This window comes from Nitrosococcus wardiae, assembly GCF_004421105.1.
GTDB classification, from domain to species: domain Bacteria; phylum Pseudomonadota; class Gammaproteobacteria; order Nitrosococcales; family Nitrosococcaceae; genus Nitrosococcus; species Nitrosococcus wardiae.
Genome location: NZ_CP038033.1, coordinates 2,368,260 through 2,389,282, shown reverse-complemented (window position 1 = coordinate 2,389,282; position 21,023 = coordinate 2,368,260). Strand labels below are relative to the sequence as shown.

At 52.4% G+C, this 21,023-nt stretch carries 20 protein-coding genes; 8 read left to right on the top strand and 12 right to left on the bottom strand.

What is annotated here, in order from left to right; all coding sequences use genetic code 11:
* Positions 1-51: 51 nt before the first annotated feature.
* Both E3U44_RS11545 and E3U44_RS11540 read left to right on the top strand, forming a co-directional pair.
* Positions 52-366 (top strand): circadian clock KaiB family protein, encoded by a 315-nt coding sequence (locus E3U44_RS11545; protein WP_420812619.1) that lies wholly within the window; start codon positions 52-54, stop codon positions 364-366.
* 31 nt (positions 367-397) lie between these two features.
* The gene (locus tag E3U44_RS11540; RefSeq protein WP_134358341.1) at positions 398-2,227 is read left to right on the top strand and encodes a hybrid sensor histidine kinase/response regulator; all 1,830 of its coding nucleotides are present in this window, start codon (positions 398-400) and stop codon (positions 2,225-2,227) included.
* 96 nt (positions 2,228-2,323) lie between these two features.
* Here the strand turns inward: E3U44_RS11540 and corA are convergent, their stop codons facing one another.
* Both corA and E3U44_RS11530 read right to left on the bottom strand, forming a co-directional pair.
* Entirely contained in the window at positions 2,324-3,274 is a 951-nt protein-coding gene (gene corA, locus E3U44_RS11535; RefSeq protein WP_240761408.1) for a magnesium/cobalt transporter CorA, read from the bottom strand.
* 124 nt (positions 3,275-3,398) lie between these two features.
* The gene (locus E3U44_RS11530) at positions 3,399-3,842 is read right to left on the bottom strand and encodes a hypothetical protein (protein WP_240761406.1); all 444 of its coding nucleotides are present in this window, start codon (positions 3,840-3,842) and stop codon (positions 3,399-3,401) included.
* A 658-nt stretch (positions 3,843-4,500) separates the two neighbouring features.
* Here E3U44_RS11530 and E3U44_RS11525 point away from each other — a divergent pair.
* The gene (locus tag E3U44_RS11525) at positions 4,501-7,773 is read left to right on the top strand and encodes a M20/M25/M40 family metallo-hydrolase (RefSeq protein WP_240761405.1); all 3,273 of its coding nucleotides are present in this window, start codon (positions 4,501-4,503) and stop codon (positions 7,771-7,773) included.
* A 17-nt stretch (positions 7,774-7,790) separates the two neighbouring features.
* Complete coding sequence (locus E3U44_RS11520) at positions 7,791-8,867, top strand: TolB family protein (protein WP_240761403.1); 1,077 nt, start codon at positions 7,791-7,793, stop codon at positions 8,865-8,867.
* A gap of 340 nt (positions 8,868-9,207) precedes the next feature.
* On the opposite strand, the gene E3U44_RS11515 is transcribed toward E3U44_RS11520, so the two are convergent.
* From E3U44_RS11515 to E3U44_RS11505, 3 genes are read right to left on the bottom strand one after another with little or no spacing between them, the layout of a single operon-like run.
* The gene (locus E3U44_RS11515) at positions 9,208-9,834 is read right to left on the bottom strand and encodes a DsbA family protein (RefSeq protein ID WP_134358336.1); all 627 of its coding nucleotides are present in this window, start codon (positions 9,832-9,834) and stop codon (positions 9,208-9,210) included.
* 35 nt (positions 9,835-9,869) lie between these two features.
* Entirely contained in the window at positions 9,870-10,499 is a 630-nt protein-coding gene (locus tag E3U44_RS11510) for a hypothetical protein (RefSeq protein WP_134358335.1), read from the bottom strand.
* Positions 10,500-10,513: 14 nt separating this feature from the next.
* A complete protein-coding gene (locus tag E3U44_RS11505; protein WP_134358334.1) occupies positions 10,514-10,756 on the bottom strand; it encodes a hypothetical protein in 243 nt (80 codons plus the stop codon).
* Between the two features lie 111 nt (positions 10,757-10,867).
* Between E3U44_RS11505 and E3U44_RS11500 the strand changes: the two genes are divergently transcribed.
* Complete coding sequence (locus tag E3U44_RS11500; RefSeq protein WP_134358333.1) at positions 10,868-11,671, top strand: CsiV family protein; 804 nt, start codon at positions 10,868-10,870, stop codon at positions 11,669-11,671.
* Here E3U44_RS11500 and E3U44_RS11495 read toward each other — a convergent pair.
* From E3U44_RS11495 to rssA, 3 genes are read right to left on the bottom strand one after another with little or no spacing between them, the layout of a single operon-like run.
* Positions 11,655-12,395, bottom strand: a complete 741-nt coding sequence (locus E3U44_RS11495) for an S-methyl-5'-thioinosine phosphorylase (RefSeq protein WP_134358332.1) — start codon at positions 12,393-12,395, stop codon at positions 11,655-11,657. The genes E3U44_RS11500 and E3U44_RS11495 overlap by 17 nt on opposite strands.
* A gap of 10 nt (positions 12,396-12,405) precedes the next feature.
* On the bottom strand, positions 12,406-12,954 hold the full coding sequence (locus tag E3U44_RS11490) for a hypoxanthine-guanine phosphoribosyltransferase (protein ID WP_134358331.1): 549 nt from the start codon (positions 12,952-12,954) through the stop codon (positions 12,406-12,408).
* 37 nt (positions 12,955-12,991) lie between these two features.
* The gene (gene rssA / locus E3U44_RS11485; RefSeq protein WP_206054772.1) at positions 12,992-13,951 is read right to left on the bottom strand and encodes a patatin-like phospholipase RssA; all 960 of its coding nucleotides are present in this window, start codon (positions 13,949-13,951) and stop codon (positions 12,992-12,994) included.
* A gap of 193 nt (positions 13,952-14,144) precedes the next feature.
* Here rssA and E3U44_RS11480 point away from each other — a divergent pair, with 193 nt between their 5' ends.
* Complete coding sequence (locus E3U44_RS11480) at positions 14,145-15,050, top strand: DUF2232 domain-containing protein (RefSeq protein WP_134358330.1); 906 nt, start codon at positions 14,145-14,147, stop codon at positions 15,048-15,050.
* Here E3U44_RS11480 and nagZ read toward each other — a convergent pair.
* From nagZ to E3U44_RS11460, 4 genes are read right to left on the bottom strand one after another with little or no spacing between them, the layout of a single operon-like run.
* On the bottom strand, positions 15,040-16,065 hold the full coding sequence (gene nagZ / locus E3U44_RS11475) for a beta-N-acetylhexosaminidase (RefSeq protein WP_134358329.1): 1,026 nt from the start codon (positions 16,063-16,065) through the stop codon (positions 15,040-15,042). The two genes, E3U44_RS11480 and nagZ, sit on opposite strands and share 11 nt — an antisense overlap.
* Positions 16,066-16,091: 26 nt before the next feature.
* Positions 16,092-16,880, bottom strand: coding sequence for an ABC transporter permease (locus tag E3U44_RS11470; protein ID WP_134358328.1), 789 nt, complete (start codon positions 16,878-16,880; stop codon positions 16,092-16,094).
* The gene (nikB, locus tag E3U44_RS11465; RefSeq protein WP_134358327.1) at positions 16,877-17,806 is read right to left on the bottom strand and encodes a nickel ABC transporter permease; all 930 of its coding nucleotides are present in this window, start codon (positions 17,804-17,806) and stop codon (positions 16,877-16,879) included. The genes E3U44_RS11470 and nikB overlap by 4 nt, the downstream gene beginning before the upstream one ends.
* Before the next feature lie 9 nt (positions 17,807-17,815).
* Positions 17,816-18,304 (bottom strand): L,D-transpeptidase, encoded by a 489-nt coding sequence (locus tag E3U44_RS11460; protein ID WP_206054771.1) that lies wholly within the window; start codon positions 18,302-18,304, stop codon positions 17,816-17,818.
* A 241-nt stretch (positions 18,305-18,545) separates the two neighbouring features.
* On the opposite strand from E3U44_RS11460, the gene tal reads away from it, so the two are divergent.
* Positions 18,546-19,676, top strand: a complete 1,131-nt coding sequence (tal, locus tag E3U44_RS11455; RefSeq protein ID WP_134358326.1) for a transaldolase — start codon at positions 18,546-18,548, stop codon at positions 19,674-19,676.
* A gap of 84 nt (positions 19,677-19,760) precedes the next feature.
* Positions 19,761-21,023 (top strand): Glu/Leu/Phe/Val family dehydrogenase, encoded by a 1,263-nt coding sequence (locus tag E3U44_RS11450; RefSeq protein ID WP_240761402.1) that lies wholly within the window; start codon positions 19,761-19,763, stop codon positions 21,021-21,023.

Here is a 21,023-nt window from a genome sequence, read left to right as displayed (position 1 = left end):
AATATCATTCGGTAGAGCAAACAACTTGAGTAAGCACTGATATTAATTATGATGAGGGAAGAGATAACCGAAGACTTAGGTGAATCAGAGGTTTGGGATCTGCGCCTCTACACGGCAGGACAAACACCGAAGTCGCTGGCGGCGATCCGCAACTTGAGAAAGATTTGTGAGGAACACCTTGCAGGCCGATATCGGATCGAGGTCATCGACTTGATACAGCACCCACAGCTTGCGCGTGGAGATCAGATTCTTGCCGTCCCCACGCTCGTGCGAAAACTACCTTCGCCCATCTGTAGAATCATCGGAGACCTCTCCAATACCGAGCGGGTTTTAGTCGGCCTCGATCTCCGCCACCATTCTGAATAGATGCCCACCCCTTCATAGGAAGAATCGTTCAATGAGTCAACAGAGGGATGATGGCTTTCAGCAACCAAATGATAGAGATTTCTTAGCGATAGACGATCTAACGCTGCGCTTTGAGGAAGCACGAGAGACCCTGCAGGCACTTCGCTGTGGCGAAGTCGATGGCGTAGTCGTTCGAAACGGTCCCCACGACCATGTCTTCACTTTAAAGCCAGTAGACGACTTTTATCGCGTGCTAATACTCCTCATTGAGGAAATGAATGAGGCCGCACTGATTTTGGGACGCGATCGCATCATTCATTACACCAACCGTTGCTTCGCTGAACTCGTTTACAAGCAGCCGAGCGATGTGATTGGCACTCCCCTGGAGCGCTTCCTTTCACTGGCGGATCAATCTCGGATAGGGGAAATGTTTCAGCAAGCCAATGAGGGACCTGTGCGAAGCGAACTCGTTCTGCGTTCAGCAGATGGCGAGGAGTCTATCTGCCTAATATCTATCAAACGACTCACAGTAAGCGGAATGACTGAAAATTACGTTGCTTCGCTCACCGACGTCACAGCTTTGCGGCGAACCCAGGCCGCTTTACAGATAGCACACGATGATTTAGAAAAGCAGGTGCAGCAACGCACCCAGGCATTGGCGGAAACGAACGCGGCTTTAAAAGCCGAGATCATGCAGCGGCGTCAGTTGGAGGAGATACTGCAGAAAAAAGCCAAGGAGCTCAGCCGTCAAAATCACCAGAAGGACGTATTTCTGGCCACACTCGCTCATGAGCTCCGAAATCCCCTAGCGGCAATCTCGAATATGCTACAAATCATGTCTGTAACCCGCTTTGACCCTGATGCGATAAAAGAAGCCCATTCTGGCGCCGAGCGACAGCTTGCCCATTTGGTACGATTGGTAGATGACTTGCTTGATATCTCCCGCATTACACGCGGAAAAGTTGAGCTAAAGAAGAGTCCTGTTACCCTGCAAGCAGTCATCGAAAGTGCCATTGAAACCAGCCGACACTATATTGAAGCAGCTGAGCATCAACTGGTACAACATGTGCCGACCGAGCCAATTCATCTGGATGCGGATCTCACTCGCCTTGCGCAAGCCCTATCCAATGTGTTAATCAATGCCGCCAAGTACACCAAACCCGGAGGAAGAATTGAGCTGGAAGTGCGTCGAGAGGTAAGCGAAGCGTTACTGGAGATCAAGGATAATGGTATTGGTATTGCCCAAGATGACCTCCCTTATCTGTTTGATATGTTCTCACAAAGCAGCGACCACGATTCATTGAAGTACTCTAATTACCACGGGCTAGGTATCGGTCTTTCGCTGACGAAAGCCTTGGTAGAGCTGCACCATGGGACGATTCAGGCATTCAGTGGGGGCCGCGATCAGGGGAGTACTTTTACGATCCGCCTACCCCTAAGAAGCGAATATCAAGCGGACCAGAAGGAGGCAAATAATACAGCTACTGGCTGTGAACCCAACAGAGAGACAACCCAACTACGCATTCTGATTGCCGATGATAATGGTGATGTGCTAGAGAGCTTGGCATCACTACTCAGGGTGGCTGGATATAACGTGTCTACCGTTAAAGGGGGGGGGGCCGCTGTAGAAGAAGCGTTCCGATTCTGCCCCCACATAGCGATTTTAGATATCGGGATGCCAGATATGGATGGTTATGCGGTTGCCGAGAGATTCCGCCAGATGCCGGAGCTAAAGGAAATCCCCATCATTGCGCTTACTGGCTGGAGCCAGGAACAGGATCGCGAACGTTCACGGGTCGCTGGCTTCGACCATCACTTGGTCAAACCAGTTCAGTGGCCAGTGCTCGAACGCCTACTTGAGACCATTATCAATGCCCCGTGAGGTGTTATCAAGTCGGCATCTGGATCAATCGAAAAAATGTCGGCATGCCAGACTTTTGTGGTGATCTCATGAAGTATCCAGGCTAGCTTTATCGCACTACAGCCACTTTGCCTTGCGGAAAGGATAGAAAAGATAGGCGTCCAGGATCACCATGACCCCTAGCGTCACCGGATAGCCAAAGGTCCACTTCAGCTCCGGCATATGTTCGAAGTTCATGCCATAAATACCGGCAGTCATGGTCGGCACGGCAATGAGCGCCGCATAAGCTGCAAGCCGTTTCATCGTCTCATTTTCCGCCAAGGTGATCAGCGAGAGATTGACGGAGAACGCGGTGGTCACCATCTCCCGCAAACTGTCAATCGACTGGTCGATGCGTAGTAGGTGGTCGGCGATATCACGAAAATATTCCTGCGAGGACGATACAATCTCGGGAACGCGTCCACCATAGAGCTTGCCGAGGGCATCGTGCAGGGGCGCAACGGCATGCTTGAGCGTTATGAGCCTCTGGCGTAGGGCGTAAAGTTCTTCAATATTCTCCCGGATGGGATGCTTGCCGAAGATTTGCTCCTCCAACTGCTCGAATCTCTCTTCCAAAGTTTCGAGTGTTGGAAAGTAGCCGTCAACCACAGCATCCATCAGTGCATATAGCACGAAGGCCGAGCCATGCTTAAGAAGGCGTGGTTCCCGTTCGGACCGTGCGCGCACGCTGGCAAAGCATTTTTTGGCACGGTTGCGCACGGACAGTACATAGTTTGCTCCTACGAAAATATTGACCTCACCAACGTGCATATCCTCTCCCGCAGTCTCCAGAGTGTGCAACACGGCGAAGAGGGAATTGCCATACTCCTCGATTTTGGGGCGCTGGTGGCCGTGCCGTGCGTCCTCCACCGCAAGCTCGTGCAGATTGAATTCGTGCTGCATCTCGAATAATTCCTCCGGCGTGGGATCTTTCAGCGCAACCCACACGAAGCAGCTGGGTTTACTCAGGTATATATGGATATCCGACTTGGTGATATCGGCAATCTTTTTTCCCTCCTCGTAAGCCACACAGTTATGAGCATGATCCCTCCGGTCGGTAAGGTGGCGAATCTAGGCGTGACAGGGTCAGAGTGAAGGGGATATCGCTCTTTTTTACCTTCAGCTTTTTGGGTAGGGACTTTCTCTTTAATCCTCAGACCTCGCGCTGACGCTTGAGGGTGATTGACCAGGATGATACCTTGCCACCTCTTGCTAGCAATGCCCCCCGCCCCAGGTAACTTTCATCGTTCTGCTTAACCAATACTTCCATCCCCTTATGTTCACCCTTCTCACTTTCAAACAGAGAGAGGATCATCTCCCCGACCAAGACAAATCGGCCGGAAAGTTTCCCCAACACAGGGTTCACGGATACCCATGAGGTGGTATCACGTCCCGGCGCAAAGGGAATAATATCGTAGCGATTCTCAATGACTAAGGGCGGCTCGCTCAGTACGCGCATCCGCCCCTCATTACGCCAACCTCGAGTAGTATGGGTTACCCGTGTTTCTCCCTCCAACTGCAGTGCATGCCCAGTTGCATCAAAGAAGGTTCCCGCAGCTTCCCATACTGCAGACTCGAATAGAAATGTGTGGCGCATGCTCATTAAGATCCTAATGATTTGAGTGAAAAGGTAAACTGTACTTTGCCACGGGGATCATGCCGATGTTTTTCTCCATTTTGAACCGTTCGAAAACAACCCCATGCCGCACTGCAAGTTCTCTTTCCATCAGTGAAAAAAAAACCGCACCGCCGCCTCCACAGCATCAAAACGACGCTCTGTGAGACCAAGAAAGGCCGGAAAACTTCCCTCTGGACCAGGTATTGTATGCCCACCCCCGTGCACGATGTAAAGTCGTACCTCAGGTTTTCCATGCGTACGCCAAGCGATTTCCTCGACCCAACTCTTCCAACTCGGACCGAATCGCGCTGGAGCAAGCTTTCCGCCCATGCATTCGGTGCGACTATCCCGAGCAGGAACACCACAAAGCCAAGCCTAAAACAATAAAAGCCCCAAAATAATAGGGTAGTCCGATGCCTGCTCATCACCCTCTCCAGCCTAGGTTAGATTCGCGAACTCCTGCTTTACAAAGCGCTCCAAGAACGGGGTAGTTCCAAACAAGTAGTCACATTACACTATTTCCTTTTAAATCGACGCCCTTTTCTCTAATGCTCAATGGGCCCTCATTTATTCAAAGATTTATAAAAATTCTATGCGCTGGCAAAAAATATTACTTTTTCTAACCCTCGGGTTAATAATGTTGCTGCTGATCTCGGGACCAGTAGGCGCCCAGATCCACCATCAATTGCATATCACTCTTGACCCGGAGACTCATCGCCTCACCGCGACAGATACCATCACCCTACCGGAAGATGCTTCCTCCCCGGTGACATTCCGGCTTCACTCGAGCCTCCAGCCCCAAACCATAAGTCCAGGGGTCCGGCTTCGGCAGGTAAGAAAAACCCAATTCATTGAAGACTACGCTGTGATTCTTCCCACGGGAGTCCGCCAGTTCACCTTGGAATACAAGGGGGAAATCTTTCATCCTATCACCCCCATCAGCGAAGAATATGCCCGCAGCTTTAGTGCCTCACCGGGATTGATCGCCCCCGAAGGGGTTTTCCTTGCCGGTCCCAGTTACTGGTACCCCCACTTCGGCGAGAATATGGTGACCTTTTCCCTGGCGACCCAGCTCCCTCCAGGATGGCATTCCATCAGTCAGGGCAGTCGCACCCAGCAAGCTAAAGAGGACGACAGTACCGAGGAAGTCTGGACCATTGATCATCCCCAGGAGGAAATCTATCTAATAGCGGGCCCCTTTACCGAATACCGGGAACAAGCCGGTCAGGTGGAAGCCATGGCATTTTTGCGCCAACCTGACGAAGCCTTAGCCCGAAAATACCTAGACGCCACCGCCCAGTATATTGAAATGTACCGCCAACTAATTGGGGCTTATCCTTACCGAAAATTTGCCCTGGTGGAAAACTTCTGGGAGACGGGTTACGGAATGCCCTCCTTCACCTTGCTAGGCTCACGGGTCATTCGCTTCCCCTTTATCCTCCGCTCCTCCTATCCCCACGAGATTCTCCATAACTGGTGGGGTAACGGGGTGTATGTGGATTACGATTCCGGCAACTGGGCCGAGGGGCTGACCAGCTATCTAGCCGATCATCTGCTTAAAGAACAGCAAGGCCAGGGAGTAAAATACCGGCGTGAGACGCTTCAAAAGTACACCGATTATGTGCAGGAAGAAGGAGACTTTCCCCTGACCGAATTCCGCAGTCGCCACAGTGCCGCCACCCAAGCCGTAGGCTACGGCAAGACCTTGATGCTATTCCACATGTTGCGCCAACAGTTGGGCGATTCCGCTTTTATCGAGGCTCTCCAGCGCCTTTACCACCAGTATCGGTTCCAAGTGGCAAGCTTCAGTGAGGTAGCAGAAATTTTCAGCGAGGTAAGTGATCAACCCCTACAACCTTTCTTTAAGCAATGGGTAGAAGGCACTGGGGCACCCTTTTTGCGCATCCGCGAAGCACGGACTGAACCCCTAGACGAAGAATACCTCCTGACGGCCACTATCGAGCAGCTTCAACCCGGCAAACCCTATCAATTGGAGCTGCCCCTGGCCATTTATCTGGAAGGTACCGAGAAAGTATATCAAACTCGCCTCTCCATGGGAGAAAAAACCCACGGGCTAAAACTGCGGTTACCGGCCCGCCCTCTACGGCTGGAGGTGGATCCTCAGTTTGATGTCTTCCGGCGACTCCACCGCAGTGAGATCCCACCTGCCCTCAGCCAAGCCTTTGGCGCTGATCGGGCCCTGGCGGTATTACCTTCCCAAGCCCCTCGTGCGGTGCGGGAAGGCTACGCCGCCCTGGCTCGGTCCTGGCAGCGGGGACGGGAAAATCTGGAAATCACTACCGATGCAGACCTGGATGAGTTGCCAACGGATCGGGCCGTGTGGCTATTCGGGTGGGAGAACCGCTTTCGCTCCCAACTCAATGAAGCCCTCACCGATTATGCTTATAAAGCAGAAGCAAACCGCCTCCGCCTAGAGGAAAGCGAGCTCCATCGGAAACAACATTCGGCCGTCGTAGTGGCCCGCCATCGGGAAAACCCCGATCATGCCCTCGCCTGGGTGGCTACAGACCAGATGGCGGCTATGCCGGGACTGGCCCGCAAACTCCCCCATTACGGCAAGTACAGCTATTTGGGCTTCACGGGTACAGAACCTGAAAATGTGGTGAAAGGCCAATGGCCGGTGGTCAATTCGCCCCTATCGGTCCTGCTGGTTGAGGATCACCCTCCTATTAAGGCCCAACTTGCCCCTCGCAAGCCCCTGGTGGAACTCCCTCCCCTCTTTAAAGCCCAGCGGATGATGCAAGACATTGCTTATCTGGCTAATCCTAAGATGGCAGGCCGGGGTCTGGGTACGCCGGAGCTGGACCAAGCCGCCCAATATATTGCTCATGAATTCCAGGCTGCGGGGCTCAAGCCCGGTGGGAACGGAGGGAGCTACTATCAGACCTGGACCACAACGGTCGGCGAACCGGAACGAACCGTCACTCTTCGCAACGTGGTGGCCATACTCCCCGGTACCCGTCCAGAACTCCCCCAGGTAGTAGTGGGCGCCCACTATGACCACCTGGGCCGAGGCTGGCCAGATGTGCATCAAGGTGATGAAGGCAAAATCCATCCCGGCGCCGATGACAACGCCAGCGGCATTGCCGTGATGCTGGAATTGGCCCGGGTTTTGGGTCCCCATTGGCGGCCCGAGCGCACCGTGGTGTGGGTCGCTTTTACCGCCGAAGAAGCCGGCAAGCTAGGCTCAGCTCACTATCTGCAACATCTGGGCGAGTCTCCTGCAAACGCTACCATGGCCATGCTCAACCTGGATACTGTAGGCCGCCTGAACAGCGGTGAGCTCTTGGTGCTTGCCGCCAATTCTGCCCGGGAGTGGGTGCATATTTTTCGGGGAATAGGTTTCGTCACCGGCGTGCCTATTAAGACCGTCCCCCAGGATATTGGCTCCAGTGATCACACCAGTTTCCTAGCGGCGGGGATTCCCGCCGTGCAACTTTTCACCGGACCCCATGCCGACTTCCACCGCCCCACGGACACCATGGACAAGATCAATCCTGAGGGACTGTCCAAAATCGCTGCCGTACTGAAAGAGGCGGTAGAATATCTGGCCTTCCGTCCTGACCCCCTGCACTCCCAACAGCTAGCTAAACAGGAAAAGGAAAGAGATCAGCCTAGCCAGAGCCGGCGGGTCGTGTTGGGTACCGTGCCAGATTTTAGCTGGGCGGGAACAGGGGTCCGGCTTTCAGGGGTTACTCCAGACACGCCGGCTGAAACAGTGGGCTTACAAAAAAATGATATCATCATCCGACTCAATGACACGGCTATTCATACTCTAGCGGATTTCGCCAACGTCCTTCGCGCCCTCAAAGCGGGCGATTCATTAACGATTGAATTTCTGCGCGACCAGCAACAACAGACCGTTACCGCTCAGGTGGTCGCGCGATGACTTTCAGAGGTAAGCTTATGCAAAAAATTAACGGTATAGCTTCAGGGCTCTTAGTGATAGCACTGGGAGCGGGGGCTGGAGCTATGGCAGCAGAATCCACTAGCAGCCAGACTCCAGAGGCGGAGGAGCTACGCTATCCTGGGGAAAAACATCTGACCCACATCCGCCAGCTCACCTTTGGCGGTCAGAACGCCGAGGCCTATTTCTCTTTTGACGGCAGCGAGCTGATTTTCCAATCTACCCGTGACAATCTGGAGTGCGATGCCATCTTCCGTATGGATGCCGATGGCAACAATGTGCGCATGGTCTCCTCCGGCAAAGGGGTCACCACCTGCTCATTCATTGCCCCCGATAACCAATCCATTATCTACGCCTCTACCCATCTGGCAGGTGACCAATGTCCCCCCAAGCCGGACTACTCCCAGGGCTACGTCTGGCCCCTCTATAAGGACTATGATATTTTTCGAGCTGGCCCGGAAGGGGATAATCTGGTACGCCTGACCGATACCCCTGGGTATGATGCCGAGGCGGTCTACTCCCCCCTCGGGGACAAAATCATATTCACTTCAGTGCGCACCGGGGATCTGGAACTGTTCACGATGAATCCAGATGGCAGCGAAGTGGAACAACTTACCAATGAACCTGGCTATGATGGCGGGGCCTTCTTCTCCCGCGACGGGCAGTGGATTGTCTGGCGTGCCTCCCGCCCCCAGGGTAAGGCGCTAGAGGATTATCAACATCTGCTCAAGCAAGGCCTGATCCGGCCCGGTCAGCTGGAAATTTTCATCATGAATCTAGAAGAGCGCAAGCCTATCCAGCTCACCGATAATGGCGCCGCCAACTTCGGCCCCTATTGGCACCCGGATGGCAAACACATCATCTTTTCGTCCAACATGCATAATCCAAAAGGCCGCAATTTCGACCTATTTCTCATCAACGTGGAAACCCGGAAAATCGAACAGGTCACCCACTATCCTGATTTCGACGGTTTCCCCATGTTTTCCCATGATGGCAAAAAGCTGGTGTTTGCCTCCAACCGCAATGGCAAGGTGAAAGGGGAAACAAACGTATTCATGGTAGATTGGCGTTGGTAACGGTCTCTATAGCATTCTCGTTTAAAGGAGACTTAAGATATTAAAGAAAAACCCCCCGACGGTTGTCGGGGGTAAGGAGAGGCATAATAAATACAACTATGAAGCTGTAACACGGTTGTAACAGATTCCCGGGATATCCTTAGAAAAACTTGCCATCCCAGGACCGGCGTCGTGTTGTAAATAAGATACTATTTTTTTGTGGACTCAATAAAGAGCCACAATTAGACTTTCATGTAGAACCAAAAAGGTCCATAAGCCCTGTTGTAGATAGGACCAGTAAATCCCCTCTCCTGTTAAGCCGTTATATCCAAGCTTACCCAGGGTTATAGAGGAGCTCCTGTTAGGAGAAAGGCCATAACGCCCTAATTTGACTCAAAGCCACTGAAGGATCACGGTAACTGAAACGGATAGGAGAATACTCATCCGCCTGCTGGAGAACTAAACTAGGAAAACCCTGTGCCCCAATGATTTGAGCGAATTGAATTTGCCGAAACAACTCTGCCTGGGTTTCCGATGAGTTCAAATCATTGGTAAAACGCTGCTCGTCCAATCCTAGCTCAATAGCCAGTTCAATGAGGGTACTGTCATCCGAGGGATTACGTGCTTGCAGGTAGTAGGCCCGTTGAATCAGCAGGATCATTGCTTCTCCAAGTTTGCCCTCTTGTCTTGCCGCAGCGATCACCGCTCGGCAAGCTGGATAAGTGGAACGGCGCGGCTGACATTTAGCCCAGAAATCAAAATTAAATTCGGTCCCCGGCACCTGCTTTTTTATCGTTTCCCAGATCCTTTGAATCTTGTGTTGCTGCTCAAGGGGCATCGGCTGATGGGTATCGGGCGCAAGCCCCCCCAGGACATACTGAATAAGAATCTTTTCGGGAAGAGCCGCGCGGATTTTCTGCCAAGTCGGGCGAAATGCCCAACACCAGCTGCACATGGGATCATGAATATAGTAGAGAATAGCTCGCACCAGTGGAAATATTAAATAGAGTAGCGGTTATTTCATCAGACTGTTCGGAAACGAGCTATAATTGCAATAATAAACATCATTGGAATACCCAGTTCAAAAACTTCTTCTACAATTTTCGCCAACTGTTCCATATTATTACTCGTAGATACACCCACGCTTGCAAGCTTTCTCGATAGACCATCAAGGGTTTTAGTTAAAAATACAAGCAATATTCCCACCCCAACTCCTATAGCGGACGGTTCTCTTTTTTTTACTGCACTTATAAATCCATGAAAATGAGTTTTTGCTAAGTGAACAATAATGTATAGAAACAGCGAGACTATAGCTACACCAATCATTTTCTCTAATAGGGGGACCTCAGAACTCACATAAAATGTGATTTTAGACATACTCATCGTGGTAAAACGATTATGGAAGTCCAGTTCTCTTAACCCCAAGAGAACCAAAATAAATATTACATGGGTATGGTGGGGAATTTTTCTTTTTATAAGGATCACTAACATTGCGCCAGCAAAGTAGCCGATGGCAGACAGTGACTCGATAACCCCTCCCTCCTTAATAATTGAGTCTTTAAGATCCACGCTAGCTGACTGCAAAAAAATAGTGACAATGACTAATCCCGTGAAAATAAGTCCATATAATTTATAATAAATTTTATTATTCACAAAAATTTACTCCCTCACATGGCTTTCGAATTTAATGCCTCTAAACAATTCTCGGCCTTCCCTGTCTGAGGATCGAGGCTGAAATCTATGCTGAGTCGGGCTGAGACTAAGTGGAGATCACCAATGGGGGGCCAGCCGATGGGCCAGAGCGGAAGGGCAACATAGTTCAGATCAACCTGGACACTGAGATCCGTTGGCTGGCGCAGCCAAGGGAGATTTTTCGCAGCGGCGATTCGCAGGCCGATGGTCAACGGCATACCCTCCTGCGTGGATAAGGTAGGAATATCGGTAGGGTTATAATAGCTTCCTCGATTTTTATAGGCGTTTAAGAGATACTACGCGGTTTTAGACAAGACTAGAAACCCGCTTTGAAATACCTTAGCTATCTTTCATTTTTGCTTTTGACGTTCTTAGCGACAGAGGCCCTAGGGGCACCCGCCACATGGTACGAGATAGAGATTCTGATCTTTGAACATCTGACCCAAAATACCAGAGTCTCGGGAACGGGCCTCTCTAATCTTGCCTCACTAGACCTAAGCCACGCCTTAAAATTACCTTCGACGGGTACCCAAACACTGGCCGAAGAAAGCGCGGGCTTATTTCCCCTCCCTTCCCGCACTTGGAAACTCACAGGCATCGAACAGCGCTTACACCAATCGTCCCGTTATCGCAACCTATTACATCGCTCCTGGAGTCAACCGGCAACCTTTCCTCAGGGTGCTCGACCGGTCTATTTACGCTTTCCAGCTTCGACACCTTCTGACCGCAGGGAAGAAACTGCTCCGGAAACAAAACTGACGTCTTCTCCTAGGGAATACCCGAATCCTCAGCTAGAAGGGATCATTAAGCTTAGGCAAGAACGCTTCTTGCAAATATCCCTGGATTTGCGCTACCGGCACCCCTCAAAGACCACCTTATCTGGAGCAGAAGAGGAGGTATACCAACCCCCGCCCCCCGGCAGATATTTTCATCTTACCGAATCACGTCGTATCCATATCCAGGAACTGCATTATTTTGATCATCCCCTATTGGGGGTATTGATTCAGGTCCGGCCGGGCAGTGCTCCCAATGCCAACGACCTGAGTACTCCCAAAACATTTCCCCTGGAGGCCACAGCTGTTCAGGAAATATTGCCAGATGAAGCTGGCGAAGCCATCAAGCCAGGGGAATGAGATGCTCCAGCAGACGACGGACTTTTTCCATCCCTATTTTAAGATTTTGCTCGAGGCTGGCCATATCAATTAGCCCCTCGCTGCGACCAGCCGCCCGGTTAACAATGACGGTAATCGCGGCATAACTCAATTCCAATTCCCGTGCTAGGGCAGCCTCGGGCATGCCGGTCATTCCCACCACATGGCACCCATCCCGCTCTAGACGATCGATCTCCGCTGCGGTCTCTAAGCGCGGCCCTTGGGTCGCACCATAGGTTATCCTATCGACCACCTTTAACTCGGCGGCAGCCGCCGCCTTAAGTAGCAAGTTCCGCAACTCCGCGGAGTAAGGGTAGGTAAAGTCCACATGGGTGACTTGTCTTAAATCTTCTTCAAAAAAAGTATGGGCACGGCCCCAGGTATAATCAATAATCTGATCAGGGATGGCCAGCTCGCTGATACCCAAATGGGCACTAATCCCTCCCACCGCGGCTACAGCTAACACTCGGGTGACGCCTGTTCTGTGGAGAGCCCAGAGATTAGCGCGATAATTAATCTTGTGAGGCGGAATGGTATGCCCAGGGCCGTGGCGTGGCAGAAAAACCACTTCCTTACCACAAAGTTGACCATAAGTCAGCGGACAGGAGGGCTCTCCAAAAGGAGTATGCACCACTTCTCGCCGGGTGACCTCTAGGGCTCTCAAGGTCGTCAACCCAGTGCCACCAATAATAGCTAGATCTGTCATCCCAGTGCGCTCACAGTCCCTTTACTGCATAGATTCCGGGAGCATTGCGAAGGTATTCCTTATAATCCATACCATACCCAAATAAGTAGCGGTTGCCAGTTTTAAGCCCCACAAAATCCGCCGGTGAACCCTGTTTATGGTCCCGTACCTTGTCCACTAACACGGCACTGTAAGCCGTGGCGCCTGCCCCTCGGCAATATTCCATGATAGCAGCCAAAGTATGTCCCTCATCAAGGATATCATCCACCACCAGCACCACTCGATCCTGAAGGGGAATTATAGGCTTACGCAGCCAACGCAGTGTCCCTCCGGCAGTGTTTCCCTGATAACGGGTGACATGGATGTAATCCAGTTGCAGCGGAAAATCAAGGCGTGGCAGAAGACAGCCACAAGGAATAATCCCCCCCACCATACAACACAGCAGCAAGGGATTTTGGGTGCTTAGCTTGGCGGTAATCTCTTCAGCAAGCTGATCCAGCGCTGCCTCCACCTGAGTCTGGGTATAAAGGCGGTCTGCCTCACTATAAACTGATTGAATCTCCTCCAAAATATTTCCCATTAATATGTCTTTTCCGATTGCAGGGTAACGGTAAGGATCACTTTAGGTCAGTGAGTTCTGATTGAACCCGTGCCACCGCCTCTCGTCCCTCGGCAATAGCTTCCTCTGCCCGGTGAAAATCCAACAAGGCAAGGTCGTTAAGACGGGGAGTGATCAACAGGTCGGGAGGGTCCCCTGCCAAACGGCTGCGGGTAATGCGCACTTGCATGATATTAATGCTACTGGCGACAATATCAAACAATGAAGGCGGCGTATTAATTCCGTGGTCCTTGGCGCGCCCTTCAGACTCTCCCCAAAAGCTAGCCCAGAGGGCTTGCGTCAAAGTAGATCCCAGATTCCGGAAGGGAGGCGTTGTTTGATCCCGGGACTGAACCGCCGAACGCACCCGACGACCCAATAAACCCGCATTAAGGTCTACTGCAATGACCTGCGCCGCACCCAAGGCCCGGCAAACACTCACCGGCACTGGATTAGCTAGGCCACCATCCACTAACCAACGACCGTTGCAGTATACTGGAGTCAATAATCCGGGTAAAGCAACAGAAGCGCGCACCGCTTCCAGTAAAGAACCCTGTTGCAGCCAAACTTCCCGCCCATTTTCCAAATCAGTTGCCACGGTGGCAAAAGGCATCGGCAGATCTTGAATTTCTCGGTAAGGAAAACGCCGGCCTAAAAATTTAAAGAGCTTTTTCCCCTCGATGAGACCACCACGAAGCCGGATATCAAAAAAAATAACAGTATCTTTCCACACCAAGGAACGGGCCCATCGCTCCAAGTTATCTAAAATCCCGGCGGCATAGGCGGCTCCCACAAGGGCACCGATGGAAGTCCCTGCCACTACATCAGGGATAATGCCGTTCTCTGCCAAAGCGCGAATCACACCAATATGGGCCCACCCCCGGGCGGCACCTCCTCCCAGGGCAAGCCCGATACGAGGGCAAAGCTGACCCCCTCCCTGAGTCGTTCTAACTCCATAGTTAATATTCTCTTTAGCCAACAGAAAATTCCTCGGAAACTATTTTAAAATGGCTTGCTCTCGCAGAATCGCTCTTACCCGCTGGCAATGTTGCCTAAGCTTGGGATAGTCTATGTTTAAAAAATTGTTTTTATGCTATCCGCTTACCATAGCGTCTAGTAATTATTTGAATAACAGAAGCTTCTTTAAGCTTTGTAATAAAGGGAATACAACCATGCGTGAATTTGCCCGGTTCATTATGCGAGGCCGCCTCTATGCGATAGCGATAGCAGGGTTATTCGGTGCGCTCGCTGTTGCTCTGCCGCCCCTATCTTTATTCAGTGGTGCCGCAGTTGGCTTAGTGACCTTACGGCATGGCATGAAAGAAGGGCTTACCATTATCGCAGGCGCGGCTTTAATAGTGGCAGCAGTATTTTTAGCTATTGCGGGGAGGGCGGATTTATCCTTTCTCCTGATATTAGGATTATGGCTACCCAATGCCTTAGGTTGTTGGATCTTGAGGATCACCCAATCCCAGGCCGTAACCCTGTTAGTTGTCGGAGGATTTGCCGCTTTCTTTGTAGTGAGCATGCATATTTTAACGGGTGATGTCATTGCTTGGTGGCAACAATGGATTGAGCAAGCCATTACCCAGGCCAATATTGAGGGCGTCACGGTTGAGCAGATCTCCCAAGAAAGTGCTCTAGCCTTGATGAACGGTCTTGTAGCCATGTTTTTTGGCCTCAACCTCATGTTGACCATTCTACTGGCCCGGTGGTGGCAATCCCTTCTCTACAACCCAGGAGGGTTTGCGAAAGAATTCAACTCCTTGCATTTGCCACGTAGCCTTACCTATCTCGTCATTCTTCTCTCGGCCCTGGTGCTTACGGGAGTGCTTGATGGCAGAGGCCACGTCTTGACCGATCTATTCATCGTGGCGGTAATGATATACCTATTCCAAGGATTGGCAGCCATGCATGGAATGGCTGCTCTTCGCAGCTTATCCTCATGGTGGCTCCTGCCTCTCTACCTAGGGCTATTTCTTCTTCCCCCCCATTTTATCATCGGCCTGGCCATGGTCGGAGTCGTAGATAGCCTAATCAATCTTCGCAGCACCCCCCCCGCCCCGCCTAAAACTTAGCGTAGGCGGTGACTGCCTGCACTGCCTTCTGCCAAGCCGAGCTTCGGGGTAACTGAGGGCGACTCAAGGGATAACGTCCATAGAGGCGAAGCAGGTGGGCGGAAGGACCTGGAGGGCGGTCCACCTCCAGTTCAGCCAGCAAGTGAGCATAGCCATCGGGATCATTACAAACTAAGGCCATATTGCAGCCGGCACTTAAAGCCGTCCGTACCCGCTCACTCACGCCCCCCACTCCCGCCGCGCCAGCCATACCCAGGTCATCGCTAATAATGGCCCCTTGAAAACCCAACTGCCCACGCAATACTTCCTCTAACCAGAAGCGGGAAAAACCGGCGGGGAGGGGGTCCACTGAAGCATAGCGCACATGGGCCGGCATTATCGCCGGCAAACCGATACCTACCAGACGTTCAAAGGGCAAAAAATCCCGCTCTCGGATCTGCTGCCAAGGGCGCTCATCCACTGGAAGGGCCACATGGGAATCGGCCGCCACTGAGCCGTGCCCCGGAAAATGTTTTCCCACCGCAGCCATGCCCGCCCAAGCCATCCCCCGAACATAGGCTCTAGCCAGCGCGATTACAGCATTAGGTTCCGAGTGAAAGGCCCGATCCCCTATCACCGTGCTGACTCCCTGATCCAAGTCCAAGACCGGGGCAAAACTAAAGTCGACCCCCACCGCCCGCAATTCAGCCGCCATCAACCACCCTGTGATGGCCGCCAAACGCCGAGCTTGTGGCGGATTCCGGTCATAGAGCTGGCCCAGGAAACGCACCGGAGGCAAGGAAGTGAAGCCCTCCCGAAAACGCTGCACTCGCCCACCCTCGTGATCCACGGCCACCAATAGTCGAGGCTCCTTGAGGGTACGGATGCTATCGATCAATGCTGCAATTTGTTCTGGAGATTCATAGTTACGGCTGAACAAAACCACTCCGCCTACCCACGGATGCCGTAATAGCTCCCGTTCCTCCAGATCCAGGGTCATGCCTTTTAAATCAATCATCAACGGACCCATGGTTATGGCTTACCCCCCTGATTTCTACTTGGCTACCTTACATCTAGTCGGTCCCGTAACCAATCCCCCAGGAGATTGACGGCTAACACCACCAGCATCAGGGCAAACCCCGGAACCAACACCATATGGGGAGCAACCAGAAGATAACGGGTCCCATCCCGGATCATACTGCCCCAAGAAGCCGCCGGCGGCTGCACCCCCAATCCAAGGAAAGACAAACCCGCTTCCGCCACCACCACCCCGGCCACCCCAAAGGTAGCCTCCACAATCAGCGGCGCCAGAATAAGGGGGAGTAAATGCCGCCCCACAATGCGCATTGTCCCCGCCCCCAGGGCAATGGCCGCTTGCACATGCTCACGGCCCCGGAGACTAAGCACCTGAGCCCGCGCCAAACGAGCGTAACCTACCCACCCCACCGCGGCCAAAGCGAATACCACATTTTCAATCCCCGGCCCTAAAATCCCTGCCAAGGCGATGGCCAGTAAGATCCCGGGAAAGGCCAAAAAAATGTCCATTAGCCGAGCGAATCCATGATCCCACCAACCCCCCAGATAGGCGCTTAGCATCCCAATCAACGTTCCACAGAACCCAGCGATAGATACCACCCCTACCGCTACTAGAAAGGAAGTGCGGGCCCCAACCACCAAACGATCCCATAGGGGCCGACCCAAATCATCAAAACCCAACCAGGCCTCCGGGCAAGGGGGCATTAAGATCCGTTTCAGATGGATAGCATTGGGCTCCAGCCCCCACCAGGGTCCCAGTAAGGCCAATATCCCCCATATCAGGAGAATCCCCAAGGGTAGCCGCGCTCCCCTCATTGTCCAGCGCCTAACCGCACCCGGGGATCGGCCCAGTCATAAATGAGATCCGTCAAAGTATTGACCGCCACGTAAATCAGGCTAATCAGCAGCACGCACCCCTGTACCACAGGATAATCCCGGCGTTGAATGGACTCCACGGTAAGCTGGCCGATTCCCGGCCAAGAAAACACCACTTCGGTAATCACCGCTCCCCCCAGCACAGTGCCCAATTGCAAGCCTAGCACCGTAATCACCGGAAGCAGGGCGTTGCGCAGTGCATGCCGTCCTATCACCCGACTCAACGACAAACCTTTTGCCTTCGCCGTCCGGATATAATCTTCGCCCAAGACCTCCAACAGGGCCGTTCGAACCATCCGGGAGAGAATGGCGGCCATGGCGCTCCCCAATGTGAGGGCCGGCAACACCAAAGAATCCCAACCGGCTCGTCCACTGACTGGAAACCATCCTAAACCAATGGAAAATACCAAGATCAATAGGGGACCCAGCCAGAAATTGGGCACTGAGACTCCCACCAGGGCAAAGGTCGTCGCCATTCGATCCCAAATCGTGCCCCGCCGCACTGCGGCTAATATTCCTAAAGGAAAGGCAATGATTATCGCCACCACGAGTGCCGCCAGGGCCAATTCCGCGGTTGCCGGCAAACGTTCAGCCAGTAGCTCCATCACCGGCCGCTGGGAATAGAGCGAAGTTCCTAGATTGAATTGGATTAACTCTTGGAGAAATTGCTCCAGTTGCACAAGCAAGGGGCGGTCCAGCCCCAAGGCCTGGCGCAATGCCTCCCGATCGGCGGGTTGGGCGCCTTCCCCCAAAATGACCTCCACGGGATCGCCCGGAATAAGGTGGATGAGCAGAAAAACGAGGCAAGCCACCCCTAGCACCACCACTATTGCACTCAGTAGCCGGCTAAGAAGGAAATATCCCATGACATCTACTCAACCAATAAATATCCGCATTCCCGGCTTGACCCGCTCAAATAACTCCAGCAAGGGGCCATTGTGAATGCGGATGCACCCATGGGAGCCTGGTATGCCCATGGCTACCTCGTCCGGAGCCCCATGGATATAGATATAACGGCCCATGGTATCTACCTTGCCGAAACGATTTTTCCCGGGTTCCAAACCACTTAACCATAAGATCCGTGTCAATATCCAATCCCGCTCCGGATAGGCCCACCCCAATTTCGGGGTATAAATCTCACCTGTGGGCCGCCGTCCCCGAAAGACCGTATTCACAGGGCAACCGGCGCCGATCTTGGCCCGGATCTGGTGCCAACCCCGGGGCGTGCATTCACTCCCCCTTTGCTCTCCAGGACCCTTTTTTGCCAGGGAAACCGGCGTCTCAAACACTACCTTCCGCCCCTGCCTTAGGGTAAGCCGTTGTTCCAAAAAATGGACCCGAATGTAAGGTTCAAGCTTCACCATTGTCTAATCGAAAAATAAAAAAGCAAAATAAACAACTCTTCCTGCCGGAAGCATCTTTTCCAAGCTAGATTAACAGGTTTGAGAAAATCAACCGCGCAATGCTCAAATAAAGCACTAATCCCATCAGGGTGTTCCAACTGCTTCGAGGGCGAGAGTTTGTCTACACTATAACGCTATAAATATTAATAAATATATTAGGGAACCCAGCTTTTCAAAACCGCCAACCGGTGAGGTAACTCCCATGAACAACACAGAAAACAGCTTACTTGCATTGCATAAGCTAGGCCAGGCTATTTGGCTTGATGGAATTGACCGTCAAAGGCTTATGGATGGCACCTTAGAGCGGCTGATTGAAGCAGACGGTCTTGCGGGCCTTAGCACCAACCCCGCTACTTTTGAGAAAGCGATTGAGCAAGATAAAAATTATCAAGCAGCTATTGAAAACGAAGCCCGGGCAGGACACTCCGCCACTGAGATCTACGAACGGCTGCTAGTGGAAGATGTCCGTTTGGCCGCCGATTGCTTCCAATCCCTTTACCATCAAACCGAGGGTCAGGAGGGCTTTGTCAGCCTGGAAATTTCGCCCCTGCTTGCCCATGACACTGAGGCCACGGTGAATGAGGCACGGCGCCTGTGGCAATGGGTGGATCGAGCTAACGCCATGATTGCCATCCCTGGGACCAAAGCCGGACTACCCGCCATCGAACAACTCATCAGTGAAGGCATTAACGTCAATGTTACCCTCCTTTTCTCCGTGGGACGTTACCTGGAGATGACTCACGCTTATATGATAGGGTTGGAAAAGCGCTTGGCAGCGGGCCAACCCATTCAGCGGGTCGCTTCAGTCGCCAGTTTCTTCCTCGGCCGTATTGATCTCAAGGTAGATCGTCTCTTGGATGAAATTGCCAAGGAAAAGGATCCCCAGCGTGTTGAATTGGCCCGGGGATTGCGGGGTAAGGCGGCTCTAGCCAGCGCGGGATTTGCCTATGAGCGCTTCGGGGAATTCCATGGCAAGCCCCGCTGGGAACATTTAGCCGACCAAGGTGGCCGGAAACAGCAGTTGCTTTGGGCCTCTACCTCGACCGAGGATCCCCTTTATAGCGATGTCAAATACGTGGACTCCCTCATCGGTCCGGAAACAGTGAACGCCATGCCCTTAGCCACTCTAGAAGCCTACCGCGAACACGGACAACCTGACATCCGAATATGGACGGCTGTTCACGAAGCCCCTGAGATCATGCACTGCTTGGCGGAATTGAAAATTGATTTGCGCATCGTGGATGAAAATCTGGAAAAGGAAGGAATAGCGCAGTTCATTGAACCCTATCAGCAGTTGTTAGCCACCCTAGAGCAGCGCCAAAAGCAGATTTAGGCAGCCGCCTATCCCTGCCTGGCATTTCGGCTCAATCTGGACAAGATAAATTTTGAGTTCTAAATCAAGAGAGGGGTGTCTAGGGTGGTGAATCCAACCAGCGGTCATAATCCCCAGCAATGTCTGGAAAGTTATCTTGCCCAAGCCCTGCAACGGATTGGTGCTAATGAAGAGATGAATCATCTTCTCCAGGCTTCTTATCGGGAAGTAAAATTCGAATTACCTTTAGTGCGGGAAAACGGATCATTAGCTGTATTCCATGGCTACCGGGTCCAACACCATCGCAGTCGTGGTCCCTTTAAAGGGGGAATCCGTTACCGCCCCCATGTGGATTGGGAACAATTTCGCGCCCTTGCTTCTATCATGACCTGGAAAACGGCACTGGTAGATATCCCGTTTGGCGGCGCTAAAGGGGGTATCGATTGCGATCCTAACACCCTCTCCCCCCTAGAACTGGAGACTCTGACCAAGCGCTTTATGATTAAATTGGGCCCTTTAGTGGGACCGACTCAAGATATCCCGGCACCAGGGATGGGCACGGATGAGCAAATCATGGCCTGGCTCTATGATGCTTACTCCCAAGGACATGGCAATGAACCGGCTGTGGTCACAGGTAAACCCGTGGGTCTTGGGGGTTCCTATGGCCGTACCGAAGCTACTGGCCGTGGCTTAGCCCTGATCACCGCCTGGGCTATGCAAGCGAGGGGTTTTCCCCTTGATGGCGCGACAGTAGCCATCCAAGGCTTTGGCAATGTCGGCAGCCACATTGCCCGTTTCCTTGCCGAAAAGGGAGCCCAAGTGGTGGCCATCAGCGATATCCGGGGAGGCCTCTACAACGGCAATGGCCTCCCTATCAAAAGCCTTATTGATTCCAAAACCGCCGCGGGAAAATCTGCTTCTGTCACGGAGCTAGACGGAAAAGGGGAATCCATCGGCAATGAAGAGTTGCTGACCCTGGATGTAGACATTCTGATACCGGCAGCAGTAGAAGGGGTATTACACGAAAAAAATGTCGACCAAGTCAAAGCCCGCCTAATTGTGGAAGGGGCTAACCTGCCCACAACCTGCGGGGCGGCTGAAATTTTTAAAGATCGGGGGATCCCTGTGGTACCTGATATTTTGGCTAATGCCGGCGGCGTCACCGTATCTTATTTTGAATGGGTGCAAAATTTACAGCGCTATCGCTGGGAACAAGAAACAGTGCACCAAAGGTTAGAGAAAACCCTGCAAAAGGCTTGGGAGGAAGTGCGAAAAAGGGCAGTAGAAGACAACCTCTCTTACCGGGAAGCCGCCTACGTAATTGCCACTAAACGGGTGAAACGGGCCATTGAATTACGAGGATTTTAA

Coding starts and splice junctions, on each gene's coding strand:
- E3U44_RS11545 (WP_420812619.1), top strand. CDS start 52: ATGAGGGAAGAGATAACCGAAGACTTAGGTGAATCAGAGGTTTGGGAT.
- E3U44_RS11540 (WP_134358341.1), top strand. CDS start 398: ATGAGTCAACAGAGGGATGATGGCTTTCAGCAACCAAATGATAGAGAT.
- E3U44_RS11530 (WP_240761406.1), bottom strand. CDS start 3,842: ATGCGCCACACATTTCTATTCGAGTCTGCAGTATGGGAAGCTGCGGGA.
- E3U44_RS11525 (WP_240761405.1), top strand. CDS start 4,501: ATGTTGCTGCTGATCTCGGGACCAGTAGGCGCCCAGATCCACCATCAA.
- E3U44_RS11520 (WP_240761403.1), top strand. CDS start 7,791: ATGCAAAAAATTAACGGTATAGCTTCAGGGCTCTTAGTGATAGCACTG.
- E3U44_RS11505 (WP_134358334.1), bottom strand. CDS start 10,756: ATGCCGTTGACCATCGGCCTGCGAATCGCCGCTGCGAAAAATCTCCCT.
- E3U44_RS11495 (WP_134358332.1), bottom strand. CDS start 12,395: ATGACAGATCTAGCTATTATTGGTGGCACTGGGTTGACGACCTTGAGA.
- E3U44_RS11490 (WP_134358331.1), bottom strand. CDS start 12,954: ATGGGAAATATTTTGGAGGAGATTCAATCAGTTTATAGTGAGGCAGAC.
- E3U44_RS11480 (WP_134358330.1), top strand. CDS start 14,145: ATGCGTGAATTTGCCCGGTTCATTATGCGAGGCCGCCTCTATGCGATA.
- E3U44_RS11470 (WP_134358328.1), bottom strand. CDS start 16,880: ATGAGGGGAGCGCGGCTACCCTTGGGGATTCTCCTGATATGGGGGATA.
- nikB (WP_134358327.1), bottom strand. CDS start 17,806: ATGGGATATTTCCTTCTTAGCCGGCTACTGAGTGCAATAGTGGTGGTG.
- E3U44_RS11460 (WP_206054771.1), bottom strand. CDS start 18,304: ATGGTGAAGCTTGAACCTTACATTCGGGTCCATTTTTTGGAACAACGG.
- tal (WP_134358326.1), top strand. CDS start 18,546: ATGAACAACACAGAAAACAGCTTACTTGCATTGCATAAGCTAGGCCAG.